Consider the following 15,953-nt stretch of genomic DNA (forward strand, 5'->3'; position numbering starts at 1 on the left):
GACATGGTGACGACCTCTCTACGACCCGGGAGGCCTCGCACCACCCGCCGCGCGTCTCATCCGCTGAGCGAGCTCGGCAGCGCGGTCGGCCAGATCCGGCGGTTCCAGCACCTCGAACTCGTGCCCCAGTAGCGCCACGTGCAGCAGCACGAAGTCCAGGTCGTCCGACCCGGCCCTCACTTCAGACCGTTGCCCCCGTTCGAGCACGACGGCGGCGCTCGCCGGGATCTGCTGGCGCACCACGGCCATGGGTGCGTCCACCAGGAACCTCGCCTGGCGCCGGTACACCCGATTCGTGACGCCCTCCTGTACATGGCCCGCCGCGTCCGGTGCCGGCCGTGGGGTGAACTGCCACGTCCGGGCCGTGACCTCGGTCATCCGGTCCACTCGGAAAGTGCGCCAGTCGTCCCGGTCGAGATCGTAGGCGAACAGGTACCAGCGCCGGTCCGAGGTCACCAGCCGGTATGGCTCCACCCGGCGCTGCGCCGAATCGTCAACCGACCCGGACCGGCTCGGATATATGAAGCCCACCTGCACCGCATCCCGGCACGCCCGGGCCAGGACCATGAGCACGGCTGCATCGATCGGGTCTCGTCCACTGGTGAAGGACTCCACCGATCGGCTCAACGCCTGCAGTTCCTGCCGGAGCCGTGCCGGCAACACCCGATCGAGCTTGGTCAACGCGCCGAGGGCGGCATCATCGGACCCGCGAACCCCCGCACCGGCCCCCGCGAGTAACGAGACCGCGATCGCGATCGCCTCCGAGTCATCGAGCATCAAGGGTGGCAGTTCCTGGCCCGGCAGCAGCCGGTAGCCGCCACCGATCCCCTGGGCGGCGTCCACCCGGTATCCGAGCTCGCGCAGTCGCTCCACATCCCGCCGCACCGTCCGGGTGGTCACGGCCAGGCGCTCCGCCAGCTCCGGACCGGTCCAGACCTGACGCCGCTGCAGCAGCCCGAGCAGGCTGAGCACCCGCTCGGTGGTCCCCCGCTCCTCAGCGCTTGCATCGGCCATAGAGTCACTCTGCCAGATCTAGCGGACCTATCCTGTCCGCTATAGCGGCCACGCTGGTCTCATGACAACCAACGACCTCGACTGGAACCACCACCTCCGAGAGCAGATCGAATGGCATTGGGCACATCACGTGGTCCCTCGCTTCGCCACTCTCACCGACCACGAGTACTTCTGGTCCCCTGTTCCGAACGCCTGGAGTGTCCGAGAACGCGGCACCTCCTCGGCCCCTATCCAGGGCGGTTCGGGTGCGTTCACCATCGACTTCGCCTTCCCCGAGCCCGCACCATCGCCGTTCACCACGATCGCCTGGCGTCTTGGACACGTGATCGTGGGCGTCCTGGCGATGCGCAATGCGGCGCATTTCGGCGCACCGCCGGCCACCTACGAATCGTGGGAGTACGCCGGAACCGCCGCCGAGGCACTCGAGCAACTGCAGACCCAGCTCGATACCTGGCTCACCGGCGTGCGCAGTCTCAGCGCGCACGACCTCACGGTTCCCGTGGGTGAGAAAGAGCCCTTCCCTGAGCTCCCCATGGCAGATCTGATCCTGCACATCCACCGGGAACTGATCCATCATCTATCCGAGGTCTGCCTGCTACGCGACCTGTACCGCCACACCGAAGGAGCATCCCGATGAGCCGCGAGTTCCAAGTCACCTTCGACGCCCACGACCCGGTCGCCCTCTCCTACTTCTGGCGTGAGGCGCTCCCCGGGTACGTCCACCCCGCTCCCCCGGGTCGGGAGATCCCGGATGGTGTGGACCCATTCAGCGTCTGGGAGCAGTTTCTGGCCGAGATCGGCGTCCCCGAGTCCGAGCGCCGCGCCAGCTCCGCCCTTGAGGATGCCGAAGGCACCGGGCCGCGCATCTTCTTCCAGCAGGTCCCTGAGGACAAGGTCGCCAAGAACCGGATCCATCTCGATCTGCGGGCCGCTCCCGGCCTCGAGGGCGACGACCGCATGGCCGCGCTCGAGACCGAGTGCGAACGGCTCGTCGCTGCTGGCGCCATGCGGGTACAGCGCTTCGAACCGGACCCGCCCATGAGCGGCGGCTTCATCGTGATGACGGACCCGGAGGGCAACGAGTTCTGCCTCGACTGACCGCCGCGCTCACGGCGTCCAGCGCACCGGGTCCTCGCAGTGCGACGTTCCGGCGGCGTCCCCTTCCAGGCAGGCTCCGTCCACCAGGTCTCGTTCTCCCAGCGATTCGTCGAGCATCACCGTGGCGGGCTCCACCGGATTGCTCTGGCAGGTGTGCGCGTCGCCCGTGAGCGGCTCCACGTCGATGGTCACCACTACCCGGTCGTCCTCGTAAACTACCTGCGGCGGCAACGGCTCCCCGGTGAATCCGGACGCACAGTCCAACCGCGTGACACCCACGACGAGGACCCGATCCTCGGACTCCACACCAGCGGAGTGCGTCAGATCCCATACAGCGATGTCGCCGTCACCGTTGGATCCGGAGGCGCTACTCAGGGTGGCGCACCCGCCTAGAAGCAACGCGCCGCCGAGCGCGAGAACTAGACCAGTACGTGGGGCCGGCCGGAACTCGTCTGCTGCGTCCATATCCGGAATGTGTCGGGCTCGCGGCGGGTGTTGCAGGGCCGTCGTGAATCTCAGGCACCCACATACTCGGCCAGGTGCTGACCGGTGAGTGTCTCCTTCCCTGCCACCAGCTCGGCCGGTGTGCCTTCGAAGACCACGCGGCCGCCGTCATGCCCTGCTCCCGGGCCCATGTCGATGATCCAGTCGGCATGGGCCATGACGGCCTGGTGGTGCTCGATCACAATCACCGACTTGCCGGAGTCCACCAGCCGGTCCAGCAGCCCCAAGAGTTGTTCCACATCAGCCAGGTGTAGACCGGTGGTCGGTTCGTCGAGGATGTATGTGCCACCTTTGGCGCCCATGTGCGTGGCGAGTTTGAGGCGCTGCCGCTCTCCCCCGCTCAGCGTGGTCAACGGCTGCCCCACCTTGAGGTACCCCAACCCCACGTCGTCCATTCGCTCCAGGATCGTGTGTGCCGCCGCCACTTTGGCTTCGCCGGCGGAGAAGAAGTCCTTCGCCTCGGCCACCGACATCTCCAGCACCTCACTGATGTCCTTGCCACCATCGCCGCGCTCGCCGCCGAGGGTGTACTCGAGCACCGCCGCCTGAAACCGCTTGCCCTCACACTCCTCGCACGGGGACTCCACGGTGTCCATGAAACCCAGCTCGGTGTAGATCACGCCGGCGCCCTTGCAGGCCGGGCACGCCCCCTCGGAGTTGGCGCTGAACAGGGCCGGCTTCACGCCGTTCGCCTTCGCGAACGCCTTCCGGATCGGGTCCAGCAGGCCGGTGTAGGTAGCCGGGTTGGACCGGCGCGAACCCTTGATAGCGCCCTGGTCGATGGCCACCACACCATCTCGTGGTGCCACTGAGCCGTGGATCAGCGAGCTCTTTCCGGAACCGGCCACACCGGTCACCACCACCAACACACCGGCCGGGATGTCGACGTCCACATCCTGCAGGTTGTGCGAGTTCGCCCCCCGTACCTCAATCATCCCCGACGGCGCCCTCACCTCCTCCTTCAGGCTCACCTTGTCGTCCAGGTGCGTGCCGGTGAGGGATCCACTGGACCGCAGCCCGTCCAGGGAACCCTCGAACACGATCTGGCCGCCTGCGGAACCGGCACGGGGACCGAGGTCGACGACATGGTCGGCGATGGCGATCGCCTCGGGCTTGTGCTCGACCACCAGCACAGTGTTGCCCTTGTCCCGCAACCGCAGTAGCAACTCGTTCATCCGCGCGATGTCGTGCGGATGCAGGCCGATCGTGGGTTCGTCGAAGACGTACGTGACGTCCGTCAAGGAGGAACCCAGGTGCCGGATCATCTTCGTACGCTGGGCCTCACCGCCAGAGAGGGTGCCGGCCGGGCGATCCAAGGACAGGTATCCCAACCCGATCTGCACGAACGAGTCCAGGAGGTGCCGCAGCCCCGCCAGCAACGGCGCGGCCGAGGGCTTGTCGAGGCTGCTGATCCACTCGGCGAGGTCACTGATCTGCATCGCGCACGCCTCGGCGATGCTGACACCGTCGATCCGCGAGGAGCGCGCTGTCTCGTTCAACCGGGTGCCATCACAGTCAGGGCAGGTCTGGAACACGATCGTGCGTTCCACGAACGCCCGGATGTGCGGCTGCATCGCCTCCACGTCCTTGCTCAGCATGGACTTCTGGATCTTCGGGATCAGGCCCTCGTAGGTGACGTTGATCCCGTCCACCTTGATCTTGGTCGGTGGCTTGTGCAGCAGAGCGTCGCGTTCCTTCGTGGTGAAGTCCTTGATCGGCTTGTCCGGGTCGAAGAACCCGCAGCCACGGAAGATGCGCCCGTACCAGCCCTCCATCGTGTAACCGGGGATAGTCAATGCGCCCTCGTTCAGGGACTTCGTCTCGTCGTAGAGCTGGCTCAGGTCGAAGTCGCTCACCGAACCGCGGCCCTCGCACCGAGCGCACATCCCACCCTGAATCGCGAAGTCACGGCGCTCCTTGATCTTCTCCCCGCCCCGCTCGATCTCCACCGCTCCTGCCCCACTGATCGAGGCGACGTTGAAGCTGAACGCCTGCGGGGAGCCGATGTGAGGATCGCCCAGCCGGGAGAACAGGATCCGCAGCATGGCATTCGCATCCGTGGCCGTGCCCACGGTCGAGCGCGGATTGGCTCCCATCCGCTCCTGGTCCACGATGATCGCCGTCGTCAATCCGTCGAGGACGTCTACCTCGGGGCGGTTCAACGTCGGCATGAAACCCTGCACAAACGCGCTGTAGGTCTCGTTGATCATCCGCTGGGACTCGGCCGCGATGGTGCCGAACACCAGCGAACTCTTCCCGGACCCGGACACACCCGTGAACACGGTGAGCCGGCGCTTAGGGATCTCGACGTGGACGTCCTTGAGGTTGTTCACCCGGGCGCCCTGCACCCGGATCAGGTCGTGGGTGTCGGCGGTGTGCGGCTCGGTGGAGGTGACCATCGCTTGCTTTGTGCTCCTCGGGATGCGGTGGCCGCGATGTGCGGCCGAGTCATGTCTACCTGATGGCGGGGACATTCGGGGTCATACCGTCCAGGTGCCGTCCCGCATGAGGGTGCGGCCAACCGCTTCATCGACCTCCCGCCACGCCTGAATACGCTCCGGACGCAGCACGAGATAGACGTACCCCTCGGCCCCGCGCGGGTCCCAGTCCGCCTGGCCGGCGTAGACCTGGGCCAGCTCCCCATCAGCGCCGACATCGACCACTCGATCCACGACCATATCGATCATCACCACGTCCCGGGTGGGGCCGAGCCCCACCCGGGCGCGCGGCGTCGTGGCCAGGTTGCGGGCGGTGCGGGAGGCACCGTCGATGGCGATGACTACGCACCCATCCGCCCAGACGATCGACAACGGCACCAGGTACGGGACGCCGTCGGGCGAGGCCGTGGCCACCCAGCCGTCCAGGGCGGGCGTGCGCAGTAGGGCGAGAGTGTCCTCCCGCCGTTGCCGCGGCGGCCGGGGTGTCACGGCGCCGTGGCCGGTGAAGCGGGAGCTGCACATGCCGTGCTCACTCGGACTGCTGCATGCGGACCATGTTCCCGGCTGGGTCGCGGAACGCGCAGTCCCGCTTGCCCCACGGCTGGTCGGTAGGCTCGGCCACCACCTCGACGTTGTGGGACTGGATGCGTTCGAACGCGGCGTCCACATCCGGCGTGGCCAGCATGATCGAGGCGAATGTGCCCTTGGCGATCATCTCGGTGATGACCCGGCCCTCGTCCTCGGTGATGCCGGGGTCGGCCGTGGGCGGGTACAGCACGATGTTGACGTCCGGCTGGCTCGGCGGACCCACGGTGATCCACCGCATGTCCTGATAGCCGACATCTTGACGAACCTCGAAGCCGAAGACGTCGCGATAGAAGGCAACACTCGCCTCGGCGTCGGTGTGCGGAAGGAAACTGGTGTGAATGGTGATATCCATGCCGCTGACACTACGGAGGACGTTCATTGCCGCGCTTCTTGATTCCTGATCGATTGCCGGATCGGCCTCGCGACCTGCTTCACGATGCACGTGGGCAGGTCGAGGTCACCATCGGTAGCCCGGTGGCGGTACTCACTCGGCGGGACACCCACCAGCTCGGTGAACCTCGTGCTGAACGTGCCCAGAGAGGAACTCCCGACGGCGAAGCACACCTCGGTCACGGAGAGGTCACCTCGGCGTAGCAGTGCCATGGCACGCTCCACCCGGCGCGTCATCAGATACGAGTAGGGCGACTCCCCGAACGCACGCTTGAACTCCCGGCTCAGGTGCCCCGCCGACATTCCCACGCCGGCCGCCAGGGCAGGCACGTCCAGCGGTTCGGCGAAGTCACGGTCGATCCGGTCCCGCACGCGGCGCAGCAGGCGCAGGTCGCGCAGGTGCTGGGCGAACGCCGGATCGGTAGCCATGTACTCGATCCTGCCACGTCAGGCGGTGGCGACAACCACGGCACTCCCCCAGTGCTCCGAGGGCCGCCACCGGACGACCCAGCCCGCCGCCTGGAAAAGATCCCGAGCAGCAGGCCACTGGTCTGCGGCGATCTCGGTGAGCAGTGCCGCCCCGGGCGCCATCCAGGTCCGAGCCTGCACGGCCAGCCGACGCTGCACATCCAGCCCGTCGCTGCCGCCGTCCAGGGCGAGAGCGGGTTCGTGCTCGCGTGCCTCCCGGGGCATGGTGTGCAACTCATCCGTGGGCACATAGGGGGTGTTCGCCACCACCATGTCGAGGCGTCCACGCTCGGTGACAGGCAGAGCCTCGAGCAGGTCACCGGTCACGACGTCGATTCCTGGCAGATTGTGCCGGGCTGCGCACGTCGCGGCCGGGTCCACGTCGCAGGCGATGAGTCGCAGATCCGGCCGGCGGCGCCCGAGCGCCGCGGCGACGGCGCCGATCCCACAACACACATCTGCCACCACCCCGCCTGTGGGTGCCAGCGCCGCAGCGACCTCCACCAGGTGCTGTGTACGTGCGCGTGGGACGAAGACGCCGGCCGCAGTACCCAGGCGTATCCCGTCGAAATCGACCCACCCGAGTACGAGCTCGAGCGGTTCCCCTGCGGTGCGCCGGGCAACCAGCCGCTCCAGCTGCACCGGATCGCTCGCGGCGGCCTCCAGCAGAGCCGCCTCCTCCTCGGCGAAGACACACCCGGCTGCGCGCAGCTGCCGGACGAGCTCGGGACGTCGCTCGCGTCTCATGCAGGGGCGATCTCGTCCAGTTCGACGAGGTCGGCCGCCGTCGGCTCCCACGCTCCAGCGCGTACGTTGGCCTGGACTTGCTCGGGGCGGGAGGCACCGGCGATGACCGAGGCGACCGCGGGCTGGGCAGCCAACCAGCCGATGGCCACTGTCAGCAACGGCAGGTCGCGGGCCTGGGCGAATGCTTCGAGCGCCTCGATCCGGTCGAAGTCGGCTGCTTCGATTCGTTCGGGTCTCCGCTCCAGCCGGCTGCCCGCCGGCGCCGCCTGGCCGCGACGGTACTTGCCCGACAGCAGCCCGGAGGCGATCGGGTAGTACGGCAGGATCCCGGCGCCGACGTGCTCAACGGCAGGGACCAGCTCGGCTTCGATCCCCCGGTCGAGCAGGTTGTACGGGTTCTGCGCCGAGATCATGGGCGTGTAGCTGCCCCCACGGGCCGTCCAGTCCGCGTCCACGACCTGCCACGCCGCGAAGTTCGACGACCCGATGTAGCGCACCTTGCCCTCGACGACGAGCTCATGCAGCGCGGCGAGTGTCTCCTCGATCGGTGTCCGAGGATCCGGAGCGTGCATCTGGTACAGGTCGATGTAGTCGGTCCCGAGCTGGCGCAGTGAACTCTCGACGGCCTTGCGGATGTACCGGCGTGACCCACGCACTCCCCAGTCCGGGCCGTTGAGGCCACCGGCGTCCATCCCGAACTTCGTCGCGATCACCACGTCCTCACGCACGCCGCGCAGAGCGGCACCGAGCAGCTCCTCGCTGCGGCCCCGCGTGTAGACGTCCGCGGTATCGAAGAGTGTGATTCCCGCCTCAAGCGCGGACCTGACCAGCACCGGGACCTCCGCGTCCGGTACGGTCGCGCCGAGCGTGTTACAGCCCAGGCCGATGGTCGAGACGGTGAGCCCGGACGAGCCGAGCTGGCGGAATGTCATCTCTGGTGTGCTCACGGAGCCACTCAATCACGTGATGGGTACGTGAGTTTCACATCACCTTCACACCTGGTCTGGAACATCGCGAGTATCTCACCCGTTGGAATGGGTGGAGACGACCACAAGTCATGGACAGGAGGAGTCGCGATGGCTGAACGAGCACTGCGCGGCACGAGGATCGGTGCCAACAGCATGGAGACCGAAGAGGGCGTCGAGTTCGCCCCCCGGGTGGAGGCCGTCTACGACTGCCCCGACGGCAGGGTCATCGTCATTCCGTTCTCAGCTGAGGCCGAGATCCCCCCGGTGTGGGAGGCTCCTGGCGGCGGTGAGGCGCTCCTGCGGAATGCGACCCGGCCCGAGCCGAAGTCCGGCAAGCCAGTGCGTACTCACTGGGACATGCTGCTCGAGCGACGGACGGTCGCCGAGCTGGAGGATCTCCTCAACGAACGGTTGCAGCTCCTACGAAGCGGTCAGTTGCGTCGCCGTAGCGCCTGAGCACCCGTTCGTACGAACTGACGCCACTGCCTGGTGCGCCGCTCGGCGCCCCAGGCAGTGGTGCGCCAGAGGGCCTCGAACACGATGGCCCTACTCATCTTTGAGACCCCTTCGACGCGTTCGGTGAAGGTGATGGGGATCTCGACGATCGCCCCACCGGCCTCTCGGACGCGCCTGGTCATGTCGACCTGGAAGCAGTAACCCTGCGACGTGATCTCTGCCAGCGGCAACCGCCGGAGCATCTCGGACCTGAACACGCGGAATCCGGCCGTGGCATCACGTACGCCCAACCCGATCATCACGTTCGCGTAGGCATTCGCCGAACGGCTCAGCAGTTCCCGGTACCACGGCCAGTTGGCTGTGCGTCCACCCGGCACCCACCGGGACCCGATCGCCAGATCCGCACCGGACTCCAGGGCCCCGAGCAAGCGCGGCAGATCCTCGGGATGATGCGAGCCATCGGCGTCCATCTCCACGACGAGGTCGTACCCACGCGCCAGCGCCCACTCGAAGCCGGCCACGTAGGCACGGCCCAGGCCGGCCTTGCCGGGACGGTGCAGCACATGCACCCCAGGATCCTGGGTGGCACGATCCTGCACCCACTGACCAGTCCCATCCGGGCTGGCGTCGTCTACGACCAGCACGTCCACCTCGGGGGCAGCGGCGCGTGCACGCGCGAGCGTCTCGGGCAGGGCATCCCTCTCGTTGTAGGTCGGGATGATGACCAGCGCGCGCTGCCTCATGCGCCTGTCCGCGGCTTGCGGCCCGTGACCACACCGACGGCGAACGCCAGCATGACGAGAACGGTCGCCACCCCGATGGGCCAGTCGCCGAGCCGATCCGCGACCGTCAGCGACGTACGCAGCGGAAGCTCCGCCGTCATGGTGGCCGGGGTGAACAGCTCCGTGCGTTCGAGCACGGTGCCATCGGCGGCGATCACCCCGCTGACGCCGACGGTCGAGATCTGCACCGTAGCGCGCCCATGTTCGACGGCGCGCAGCCGTGACATGGCCAGTTGCTGCTCGCTCTCCGCGGTGTAGCCGAACGAGGCGTTGTTCGTGGGCACCACCAACAGCTCGGCGCCACCGAGCGCGGCTTCGCGGATCAAGGCGTCGTAGGCGACCTCGAAGCAGATGACGGTGCCCAGAGGCACCGGACGACCCAACCGTTCGACCGGGACCGGGACCACGGCGATCTCCTGTCCCGGCGCCATATCGGTGCGGACGAGGTCCACAGCCGGGGAGAACATGCGCGCCACCTCCCGGATCGGGATGTACTCGGCGAACGCGGCTGGGATCTGCTTGGAGTAGGAGAACGTCGCGCCCTCCCCCTCGATCCACAGGACCATGTCGTTGAAGCGCGCGTCCTCACCGTCGGTGTCCTGCCCGTAGGAGTCGGTCCCGAAGAGGATGGGCGCACCGGCCGCGGACGCGGCCTCGTCCAGCAGGGCGGCGGCGTCAGCATCAGCCCGCGGGTTGATATCGGAGGAGTTCTCCGGCCACAGCACGACATCGAGGGCGTCGCTGCCTTCCTGCTCGGCGAGAGCGATGGTGCCGTCGACGTGGTTGTTCAGCACCTCCCGGGCATTGGCGAACGCTCCCAGACCCGGTTCGGAGACGTTTCCCTGGACGGCCGCCACCCGCAGGTTCCCCGACTCGGCTGCGGTCGGCGTCGGTACCAGCAATCCGCCGGCGAGCACGGCCACGATCATGACCGCGGACGGCGCTGCAGTGCGCGTGCGCGTGCGCGTGCTGGCCGTGCCGGAGCCGGCGAGTGCCGTGACCATATGGGCGAGCAGGAAGGCGCAGAGCGCCGTGACGAAGGAGACGGCGGGGGCACCGGCGACGGCTGCGAACGGCAGCAGCGGGCCGTCCGTCTGGGAGAACGCCAGACGTCCCCACGGGAAGCCGCCGAACGGCCACACCTGCCGGACCTGCTCGGTGACCACCCACACGAGCGAGAACCCGAGGCCGAGCAGTATCGGCCGGCGGCGCCACCAGCGCGCCCGGCGAGACCACGTCCACACCGCGGCGCCCGCTGCGATGATGCCCGCCTCGGCCACGCTCAGGGCCAGCCAGGGGATGACGCCGACGGCCGCGTTCGCCCACCAGATGTGAGGCAGGAAGAACGCCAGCCCCCACAACCACGCCACGAGGGCGTTCCACCGCGCCGAGTCACGCCCGAGAGCGAGCACCAGCAACCCGACACCGACGAACGCGAGCGGCCACCAGGATCGCTGCGGGAACGCCGTATCGGTCACCAGACCACCGACCACGGCGAGGATGAGCGTCAGGCTCCGGGTTGGCCGGAGCAATCCCGCACTCCTCGAGGGAGCCACGGGGGTACGGGCAGCGAGTGCAGCAGACACCACTGCAGAATACGGCCCGTACGCCCGCGTCCGGCACTCGGACCCACCGACCGGCTCGCGCGTCCTTCGGTCCGGAACCCCTGCGCGGTCAGCCCCGTTTTCTATGGAACGCGCGAGCCCGGTCGGTGACTGCTTCCTGAAATAAGGAGCAGTACGAGAAGTGAACATACCTGCCAGCGAGGCTCCCGCCAAGGTCGTGTTTGCCCAGGTCACAGACGTACGCGCAGGTCAGAGCAACCATGATCGAGGGCAAGAATCTTGGCCTTCACGGCGTGTCGCGGCGCCGCCCACCGGACTGTCGTGCTGGTGGCTGTACCCGTTCGTCACACCAGTCCCTCTACTATCGTGGTCGGATGCTCGGGGACGAGGTTATGGAGACGCAGTGCTGGTAGCCGAACGGCGAGCCCGGGTGCTGGAGTCGGTGCTCGCACAGGGCGCGGTGAGCGTCACCCAGCTGGCCAGCGACCTGCAGGTCAGTGCGATGACGATCCGCCGGGACCTGGAGGCGCTGGCACGGGACGGTCTGCTGGACAAGGTGCACGGTGGCGCCACGGCTCGGCGTAGCCCGAGTGCCGAGGAGGTCGGATTCGAGGCCAAGGCGAGTCGTGAGCAGGCCGAGAAGGAGGCCATCGCGGATGTGGCCGCGGATCTGGTGGAGCCCGGTATGTCCGTCGGGCTTTCGGCCGGTACGACCACGTGGGCCGTCGCCCGTCAGCTCCGGCGAGTCCCGCGGCTGACCGTGGTGACCAATTCCCTCCCCATCGCCGATCTCCTGCACACAACGCCTCTGCCTGGGGAGTGTGAACCCGCCGGCGTCGTTCTCACCGGTGGTGTGCGGACCGCCTCGGACGCCCTGGTCGGGCCGGTCGCCGTCGCTGCCCTCGCCCAGCTGCACTGCGACCTGGTGTTCCTCGGTGTGCACGGGATGGACCCTGACGCCGGGCTGACCACGCCGAACCTGCTGGAGGCCGAGACCGACCGCGCTCTGATCGCTTCGGGGCGTTCCGCCGTCGTGGTGGCCGACCACACGAAGTGGGGCACGATCGGCCTGACCACGATCGTGCCGCTCGAGCAGGTCGATCACGTCGTCACCGATCGTGGCATGACCGGGGAGGCACTGCAGATCTTGCGTGAGCGTGTTCCCGAGGTGCACGTCGCGCCGTGAGTGTCACCAGGTTCCGTGTGCGACGATGCCACGCCGGACGGCGGAGATCGCCTCACGAGCCGTCTCACGTAGCCGCGGGGTCGGCGCCGCGATAGCCACCTGGTCCAGCAGGTCGAGCACCTGCCGGCTCCAGCGGACGAAGTCTCCGGCCGCGATCGGTGCGGTATCCAGCACCGCGGCGAGGGAACCACCGCAGGCCCAGGTGTACATCGGACGGACCAGTCCGAGGTCCACGGCACCGGAGGGCGACAAGCGATGCTCTCGTTCGAGGTTCTCCAGTCGGCGGGAGGTGCGCACGGTCTCCCGGACGGCCACCGCGAGCGGACCGTCAGGCGCCCCCGGTGGCGTCGGTGGCACGGCTGGTTCCTCACCGCGGGACTGGTAGAGCACGATGGAGGCCACAGCTGCCAGGCCCGCTGCGTCGACCTTGGCCCAGGCCCCTGAGCGCAGGCACTCGGCCAGCACCAGGTCTCGCTCGCAGTACAACCTGCGCAGCCAGCGTCCCTGATCGGTCACGGCGGACTCGGGCCCCTCCCCCTCCAGGTACCCCAGGGCCGTGAGCACCTGACAGACCTTGTCGAAGTCACGGGCGATGGAGGCCGTCCGGCCCTCGATCCGTCGCAGCAGCGCCTGGTGCTCACCCTCCAGGGTGGAGCGTCGCTTCGCCCAGCGGGCGTGCTCCTCCCGGTCGGCGCACCCGTGGCACGGGTGGTGGCGCAGCTTCTCGCGCAGCTGGTTGAGCGTGCTGTCGGTAGCGGCTGCCGAGGGCGGCCTCGCGCGTGCCGGGGTCTCGTGGGCGAGGGCGCCGAGCGCGTTGCGCATGGTCGAGGCCAGGTCGCGCCGCTGGTCGGGACGGCGGCCGTTGAAGTGCTTCGGGATCGTGATACGGGTGATGGCCTCGGTTCCGTACGGCACCTCGGAGACGGGCATCCGGACCAGTCGCGGCTCGGCGGTGAGCAAGCTCAGCGGTGGTGCGTCGAGGCCGCCAGGTGCAGGCTTCTCGAGCACCACGGCGAAGCCGGCTCGGCGTCCGGCCGGGATCTGCAGCACGTCGCCGCGGCGCAGACTACCGACGAGGGACTCGGTCGCTTCGCGGGCGCTGCGGGACCGGCTCCGGGAAAGTTCACGCTCGCGGTCGCTGATCGCCCGGCGCAGGCCCAGGTACTCCTCGACATCGCCGAGGTGACACGACATCGCCTCGGAATAGCCCTCCAGTGCCTCGCTCATCGACCGTGCCTGCCGCGCCAGCCCCACCACGCCACGATCGGCTTGGAACTGAGCGAAGGACGTCTCCAACGTCTCACGCGCCCGCGTCCAGCCCGTGGCAGAGATCAGGTTGACGGCCATGTTGTAGGTCGGACGGAAGCTCGAGCGCAGCGGGTAGGTGCGCCGCCCTGCCAATCCGGCCACCGCGACCGGGTCGACGCCGGAGGCGTAGAGCACGACCGCGTGGCCCTCCACGTCGATCCCGCGGCGCCCCGCCCTCCCGGTGAGCTGGGTGTACTCCCCCGCTGTGATGTCGGCGTGCGCGGTCCCATCCCACTTGCTCAGCTTCTCCAGCACGACCGAGCGGGCGGGCATGTTGATCCCGAGAGCCAGCGTCTCGGTGGCGAAGACGACCTTGACGAGGCCGGCGGCGAAGAGTGCCTCGACGGTCTCCTTGAACACCGGAAGCAGTCCGGCGTGGTGGGCCGCCACGCCGGCGAGCAGCGCCTGCCGCCACGCCCAGTAGTCCAGTACCTGCAGGTCATCGGATGGGAGGTTGCCGCAGTGGCGTTCGATCTCGGCGTCGATCAACTCTCGCTCGGCAGGTGTAGTGAGCGCGATGCCCGACGCGGCGACCTGGTGCACGGCTGCCTCGCAACCGGCGCGGGAGAAGATGAAGACGATCGCCGGCAGCAAACCGGCACGGTCGAGCTGGTCGACCACGAGGAAGCGTGGCGGTACCCGCACGGTCCGTGGACGCTCCCAGTTGTTCCTACCGCCGCGGCCGCGTCCGCGACCTTTGCGGCGACCGCTGCCCCGCGAGGGCCCGGATCGTTCGACGGCCCGGATGGCCTCTGTCAGGTCCGGGCTGATCGGCGGGTCCACTCCCGGGTTGGTCGGGTCGACATGGGAACTGTAGAGGTCGTGGATGTCCTTGCCGACCATCACGTGCTGCCATAACGGCACCGGTCGGACCTCGGAGACAACCACGTCGGTGTGTCCGCGGACCTCGGTGAGCCACTGCCCGAATTCCTCGGCGTTGGACACGGTGGCTGAGAGAGATGCGATCTGCACCGAGGTCGGCAGGTGCAGGATCACTTCTTCCCAGACGGGCCCCCGGAACCGGTCGGCGAGGTAGTGCACCTCGTCCATGACGACGAAGCCGAGCCCGGCGAGGGTCGGAGAGTCGTTGTAGAGCATGTTGCGCAGCACCTCGGTGGTCATCACCACCACCGGAGCGCCGGAGTTGATCGAGGTGTCACCGGTGAGCAGCCCGACGGCGTCGTCACCGTGGCGGGCGCGCAGGTCCTGGAACTTCTGGTTGCTGAGCGCCTTGATCGGCGTGGTGTAGAAGGTCTTGCGGCCCTGCTCCAGTCCCAGTGCGACCGCGAACTCGCCGACGACGGTCTTACCCGCTCCCGTGGGTGCCGCGACGAGAACGCCTCGACCCTCCTGGAGTGCCTGACAGCCCTCGATCTGGAAGTCGTCGAGCTCGAAGTCCACAGTGCGTCGGAACTGCGCCAGTGGGGTCTCGTCCTCGGCCTGTCGCTGCCGGAATGCCGCGTAACGCTCGGCAGGGCTCGTCATGCAGCCAGGCTACCTATGGCGAGAGCAGGTGGAGACCCGCCGGGCGGATGCGTGCGCGGATCGGCAGCGAGCCCAGCAGTTCGCCATCGGCGTACACCGGTGGCGGTGCGGGGTGCCCGGGCAACGCCTCCAGGACGACTTCCCGGGCACGGACGATCTCCACCTTGTCCGAGGTGACGTGACGGCCCGAGTACACCCGCGGGAACAGGCGCAGCAGCGCCGCGCGTCCCATGGCATGGCCGATGACCACGTCGATCAGCCCGTCATCGGGCCGGGCATCCGGCGCGATCCGCATCCCGCCGCCGAAGGAGGTGGCGTTGGCGAGGGCCACGAGAGTGGCGGGCAGCTCCCGGGTGGTGCCGTCGATCGTGATCCGGTATCCGTAGGGGCGGAACGAGGCGAGCTCTCCGAGCACTCCGCGGACGTACCGGCCGCCACCACGTGGCCACCGGAAGCTGTTCGCGCGGTGGTTGACGGCGGCGTCGAAGCCGGCAGAGAGCACGCAGGCTGTCCACTCCAGCGCTGTTTCGTCCGTCTCGGTCTCCCCGCCGGGCACGTGTACCTGAGTGCCGATCACGTCCAGCAACCGGGGCGGGTGGTCGAGTGCGGTCAGGACGTCGGCGACGGCGCGGGAGACATCGTGCACGGCCAGGCCCAGGTTCCTCGCGAGGTCATTCCCGCTACCGACCGGAACCAGCCCGAGTGGCGTGGTGGTGCTGGCGACCGCGTTCACGCCGAGGTGAGCCATCCCGTCACCGCCGACTGCGATGACGGCGTCCAGTTCCCACAGTGCGCCACGTACGCGACCGAGTGCATCGGCAGCGTCGTGTCCGGACAGATCGAGAATCTCGTGACCACTGCGGCCCAGCAAACCCAGCACTTCGGGTCCACTACTCGCTCCTCGGCCGTGACCCGCCGTCGGGTTGACCAGGACCCCCAACCTGCTCACGGCCGGC

16 protein-coding genes are annotated in these 15,953 nt (G+C 68.3%); 4 read left to right on the forward strand and 12 right to left on the reverse strand.

What is annotated here, in order from left to right:
• Positions 1–18 precede the first annotated feature (18 nt).
• Positions 19–1,014: a helix-turn-helix transcriptional regulator gene (locus IM660_RS09620; protein WP_193499088.1), complete on the reverse strand. Its 996-nt coding sequence runs from the start codon at positions 1,012–1,014 to the stop codon at positions 19–21.
• A gap of 61 nt (positions 1,015–1,075) precedes the next feature.
• On the opposite strand from IM660_RS09620, the gene IM660_RS09625 reads away from it, so the two are divergent.
• Both IM660_RS09625 and IM660_RS09630 read left to right on the forward strand, forming a co-directional pair.
• Positions 1,076–1,651, forward strand: coding sequence for a DinB family protein (locus IM660_RS09625; RefSeq protein WP_193499089.1), 576 nt, complete (start codon positions 1,076–1,078; stop codon positions 1,649–1,651).
• Positions 1,648–2,112: a VOC family protein gene (locus IM660_RS09630; RefSeq protein WP_193499090.1), complete on the forward strand. Its 465-nt coding sequence runs from the start codon at positions 1,648–1,650 to the stop codon at positions 2,110–2,112. Before IM660_RS09625 ends, IM660_RS09630 begins: the two co-directional genes overlap by 4 nt.
• Before the next feature lie 9 nt (positions 2,113–2,121).
• On the opposite strand, the gene IM660_RS09635 is transcribed toward IM660_RS09630, so the two are convergent.
• From IM660_RS09635 to IM660_RS09665, 7 genes are all read right to left on the reverse strand, one after another.
• A complete protein-coding gene (locus IM660_RS09635; RefSeq protein WP_193499091.1) occupies positions 2,122–2,577 on the reverse strand; it encodes a hypothetical protein in 456 nt (151 codons plus the stop codon).
• 50 nt (positions 2,578–2,627) lie between these two features.
• A complete protein-coding gene (locus tag IM660_RS09640; protein WP_193499092.1) occupies positions 2,628–5,015 on the reverse strand; it encodes an ATP-binding cassette domain-containing protein in 2,388 nt (795 codons plus the stop codon).
• Between the two features lie 81 nt (positions 5,016–5,096).
• Entirely contained in the window at positions 5,097–5,576 is a 480-nt protein-coding gene (locus tag IM660_RS09645) for a pyridoxamine 5'-phosphate oxidase family protein (RefSeq protein WP_193499093.1), read from the reverse strand.
• A 7-nt stretch (positions 5,577–5,583) separates the two neighbouring features.
• A complete protein-coding gene (locus tag IM660_RS09650) occupies positions 5,584–5,994 on the reverse strand; it encodes a VOC family protein (protein ID WP_193499094.1) in 411 nt (136 codons plus the stop codon).
• Between the two features lie 23 nt (positions 5,995–6,017).
• Complete coding sequence (locus tag IM660_RS09655) at positions 6,018–6,461, reverse strand: helix-turn-helix transcriptional regulator (RefSeq protein ID WP_193499095.1); 444 nt, start codon at positions 6,459–6,461, stop codon at positions 6,018–6,020.
• An 18-nt stretch (positions 6,462–6,479) separates the two neighbouring features.
• The gene (locus tag IM660_RS09660; protein ID WP_193499096.1) at positions 6,480–7,247 is read right to left on the reverse strand and encodes a putative protein N(5)-glutamine methyltransferase; all 768 of its coding nucleotides are present in this window, start codon (positions 7,245–7,247) and stop codon (positions 6,480–6,482) included.
• A complete protein-coding gene (locus IM660_RS09665; protein WP_193499326.1) occupies positions 7,244–8,179 on the reverse strand; it encodes an aldo/keto reductase in 936 nt (311 codons plus the stop codon). The genes IM660_RS09660 and IM660_RS09665 overlap by 4 nt, the downstream gene beginning before the upstream one ends.
• A gap of 144 nt (positions 8,180–8,323) precedes the next feature.
• Between IM660_RS09665 and IM660_RS09670 the strand changes: the two genes are divergently transcribed.
• Positions 8,324–8,671 (forward strand): RNA polymerase-binding protein RbpA, encoded by a 348-nt coding sequence (locus IM660_RS09670; protein ID WP_159622462.1) that lies wholly within the window; start codon positions 8,324–8,326, stop codon positions 8,669–8,671.
• Here the strand turns inward: IM660_RS09670 and IM660_RS09675 are convergent.
• Positions 8,647–9,414: a polyprenol monophosphomannose synthase gene (locus IM660_RS09675; RefSeq protein ID WP_193499097.1), complete on the reverse strand. Its 768-nt coding sequence runs from the start codon at positions 9,412–9,414 to the stop codon at positions 8,647–8,649. The two genes, IM660_RS09670 and IM660_RS09675, sit on opposite strands and share 25 nt — an antisense overlap.
• On the reverse strand, positions 9,411–11,039 hold the full coding sequence (gene lnt / locus IM660_RS09680) for an apolipoprotein N-acyltransferase (protein ID WP_246465242.1): 1,629 nt from the start codon (positions 11,037–11,039) through the stop codon (positions 9,411–9,413). The genes IM660_RS09675 and lnt overlap by 4 nt, the downstream gene beginning before the upstream one ends.
• A gap of 382 nt (positions 11,040–11,421) precedes the next feature.
• On the opposite strand from lnt, the gene IM660_RS09685 reads away from it, so the two are divergent.
• Positions 11,422–12,204, forward strand: coding sequence for a DeoR/GlpR family DNA-binding transcription regulator (locus IM660_RS09685; protein ID WP_193499099.1), 783 nt, complete (start codon positions 11,422–11,424; stop codon positions 12,202–12,204).
• 3 nt (positions 12,205–12,207) lie between these two features.
• Here the strand turns inward: IM660_RS09685 and IM660_RS09690 are convergent, their stop codons facing one another.
• A complete protein-coding gene (locus IM660_RS09690; protein WP_193499100.1) occupies positions 12,208–14,997 on the reverse strand; it encodes a DEAD/DEAH box helicase in 2,790 nt (929 codons plus the stop codon).
• Between the two features lie 13 nt (positions 14,998–15,010).
• A complete protein-coding gene (locus tag IM660_RS09695; protein ID WP_193499101.1) occupies positions 15,011–15,946 on the reverse strand; it encodes a diacylglycerol/lipid kinase family protein in 936 nt (311 codons plus the stop codon).
• Positions 15,947–15,953 lie beyond the last annotated feature (7 nt).

The organism is Ruania alkalisoli, assembly GCF_014960965.1.
Lineage (GTDB): Bacteria > Actinomycetota > Actinomycetes > Actinomycetales > Beutenbergiaceae > Ruania > Ruania alkalisoli.